Origin of the sequence: Janthinobacterium sp. BJB401, from assembly GCF_013372745.1 — a bacterium.
GTDB classification, from domain to species: domain Bacteria; phylum Pseudomonadota; class Gammaproteobacteria; order Burkholderiales; family Burkholderiaceae_D; genus Janthinobacterium; species Janthinobacterium rivuli.
Genome location: NZ_JABXFH010000107.1, coordinates 1 through 2,984 on the forward strand (window position 1 = coordinate 1; position 2,984 = coordinate 2,984).

Sequence of the window (2,984 nt, forward strand, 5' to 3'; positions counted from 1 at the left end):
GCGCGGTGTGCTGCCGGATAGCCTGGTCGGCATCTGCATCGACCGCTCGCTGGACATGATTGTCGCGATGCTGGGCATCCTCAAGGCCGGCGGTGCCTATGTGCCACTGGACCCGGCGTATCCCGAGGCGCGGCTGGCTTACATGGTCGCCGACGCAAGGCTTGGCACCGTGCTCACCCAGCGCGCGCTAGTGGAACGCAGGGTGGTGGATGCGGCGCTGGCGCTGTGCCTCGATGACGAGGCGGTCCAGGATCAGTTGACGGCGCAAGGCGCCGGCAATGTCGCGCCACCCGCCATCGGTCTGGACTCGTGCAGTCTAGCCTATATCATTTACACTTCCGGCTCGACCGGCAATCCCAAAGGGGTCATGATCGAGCATGCGAGTTTGGTGAATCTGGCCCGGTCGATCCGCCGACGGCTTGACCTGACCGGCGCGGAGAGCATACTGCAGTTCTCCACGATTAATTTCGATGTGTCGATTGCCGAAATCTTCGGCGCGCTGTGCAATGGCTCGCGGCTGGTGCTGCGTACGGACAGCTGGCCGCAGTCGCCCGAGCAGTTCTGGGAGCGCTGCGCTGCGCTCGATATCAACATCCTGTGCCTGCCGACGGCCTACTGGCACGAACTGGCCAAGGACAGCCGCGCGGTTCCGGCGCCGTGCATACGCCAGATCAGTATAGGCGGCGAACAGGTCAACCGGGCGATGATTGCGGAATGGTACAAGCGTGCCGACAATGTCCGCATTGCCCTGCATAACGTCTACGGTCCGACCGAATGCACGGTCGACACGACGGTGGTCCAACTGGTCGAGGGCGTGAGCAATATCGGCAAGCCGATTGAAAACTACAGTCTGTATGTGCTGGGGCCGGCAATGAGTCTGGTGCCGGCCGGCGCACCGGGCGAACTGTATGTCGGCGGCGTGGGACTGGCGCGGGGTTACCTGCATCGCCCGGACCTGACGGCGGAACGGTTCGTGGTCAATCCCTTTCATGATGCCCATCGGCGCCAGAGCAGCAGCCGGCTGTACAAGACGGGCGACCTGGTGCGCTACCTTGCCGATGATAACTTGGAGTTCCTGGGACGCGCGGACGGCCAGGTCAAGATCCGCGGCTTCCGCATCGAACTGGGCGAGATCGAGAGCCAGTTGGCGGAGCATGAAGCCGTCGGCATCGCGGCGGTGGTGGCGCGCGACAGCAGTAGCGGCGAGAAGCGTCTGGTCGCCTATTTAACGCCGAAGGACGGCGTAGAGCCGGATCAGTCGCTGGCGGCCGAACTGAAAGCTTATCTGAAGCAGCTCATGCCCGACTACATGGTGCCATCGGCCTGGGTGGTACTCGCCGCGCTGCCACTGACGCCGAACGGCAAGGTCGACGCCAGGGCCCTGCCGGCGCCGGACGCCGGACTGTGGCAGCCGGCCTATGTGGCGCCGCGCAATGACGCGGAGCACACGATGGCGGAGATCTGGGCCGATATGCTCCAGGTGGAGCGGGTTGGCATACACGACAATTTCTTCGAGCTTGGAGGGCACTCGCTGCTGGCAATCGGCCTGATCGACCGGATGCGCGAAGCCGGTCTGGTCACAACGGTGGGCGCGCTGTTCAGCATGCCGACGATTGCCGATGTGGTGGACACGCTGGGGTGCCGTGAGCAAACCGTCGAGGTGCTGCCCAACCTGATTCCCGCCGGCTGCCAGGCTATCGGACCGGAGCTGTTGCCGCTGGTCGAGCTAAGCCAGCAGGAAATCGATGGTATCGTCATGGCAGTGCCGGGCGGCGCGGCTAATATCCAGGATATCTATCCGCTCGGTCCGCTGCAGGAAGGAATTTTGTTCCACCACCTGCTGCAGCAGCAGGGCGATGTGTACCTGCTGCCGATGCTGCTGGCCTTCGATGGGCGCGCCACGCTCGATGCCTTCGTTGCGGCGCTGCAGCAGGTCATTGCACGGCATGATGTACTGCGTACCAGCGTGGCATGGGAGGGTCTGAGGGAGCCTGTGCAGGTGGTATGGCGCGATGCGCCGGCGTTGATCGTCGACGTCAACTTTGCCCCCCTGGATGGCGATATCGCCGCACAGATGGACGCGCGTTACGATCCGGCGCATTACCGTATCGACGTGCGGCAGGCGCCGCTGACGCATGCCTTCGTGGCCCACGACCCCGTGAACGGGCGGTGGTTGTTGAAAATCATCCAGCACCACCTTGTCTCCGACCATGCGACGCTGGAAATCATCATCGGCGAAATCCGGGCCATCCTCGCGAACGAGGCATCGCGGTTGCCGTCGCCGGTACCGTTCCGCCAGTTCGTGGCGCAGGCGCGCCTTGGCGTCAGCCGCAACGAACATGAGGCTTTCTTCCGCGAGATGCTGGCTGATATCGACGAACCGACCATCCCCTTCGGCCTGGCCGATGTGCAGGGGAATGGCAGGGACGTACGCGAAGCGACCCAGATCATCGGCGCAGAACTGGCGGGTAAGCTGCGTCATGAAGCGAGCCGGCTGCGGGTGAGTGCCGCCAGTCTGATCCATCTGGCGTGGGCACAGGTGCTCTCGCGCCTGACCGGCCACCGCGACGTGGTGTTCGGCACGGTGCTGTTTGGCCGCATGCGCGGTGGGGAGAAGGTAGCCCAGGTTCCTGGCGTGTTCATCAACACGCTGCCGATCCGTTTGGCGGTGGGGCAGCAGGAGGTGGCGCAGAGCGTGCGGCGCACCCACGAGTTGCTGACCCGGCTGGTCCACCATGAGCACGCGCCGCTGGCGCTGGCGCAGCGCTGCAGCAGCATCGAAGCGCCTTCGCCGCTGTTTACGTCGCTGTTGAACTATCGGCATACGGCCCCCGGCCAGACGGGCGGCGGCGATGCGGCATGGCGCGGCATCCAGACCCTGAGCACGGAGGAACGCAATAATTATCCGGTCACGCTGTCGGTGGACGACTTCGGCGACGACTTCATGCTGACCGTGCAGCTCAGTGTGCAGGCCGAGCCGGGCT

The 2,984-nt window shown here is 64.4% G+C and carries 1 protein-coding gene; it reads left to right on the forward strand.

The genetic code is table 11. The annotated features are described in order from the left end of the window. Window positions 1–2,984, forward strand: a 2,984-nt coding sequence (locus HWE17_RS28340) for a non-ribosomal peptide synthetase (RefSeq protein ID WP_176391100.1), incomplete at both ends; no start/stop codon positions are given.